The organism is Tersicoccus phoenicis (genome assembly GCF_001968835.1).
GTDB classification, from domain to species: Bacteria; Actinomycetota; Actinomycetes; order Actinomycetales; family Micrococcaceae; genus Tersicoccus; species Tersicoccus phoenicis.
Map to the genome: position 1 here is coordinate 1 of NZ_MRDE01000069.1, position 303 is coordinate 303.

At 71.9% G+C, this 303-nt stretch carries 1 protein-coding gene; it reads right to left on the reverse strand.

Annotated elements, in window-relative coordinates:
- Nucleotides 1-111: 111 nt before the first annotated feature.
- Nucleotides 112-303 (reverse strand): helix-turn-helix domain-containing protein (locus tag BKD30_RS11120; RefSeq protein ID WP_143588173.1); only part of this gene is annotated, 192 nt, incomplete at its 5' end.

The following is a 303-nucleotide window of genomic DNA, read 5'->3' on the forward strand; positions in this document are numbered from 1 at the left end:
TGCAGGGTGCGCTCGGTGATGCCTGTACTGCGGGCGAGGGCGGCGAGCGGGATGGCGTCGTCGACGTGCAGTCGAAGGATCCGCCACCGCTCGCTCGCGTCCATGACCGAGCTACATCGTTGGTGCGGGCTTCGGCCGGCGCGCTGCGACCGGTTCGGTGTGGCGGGCGAGGGCCCGGTAGATCGTGGTGCGGCTGACCCCGAGAACGTCGCCGATCTGCGCGACGGTCATGTCCTGCTGCTCATACAGCCGGCGCGCGGTCCGCACCTGGTCCGCGGAGAGGCGGGACGGTCGGCCGCCGGT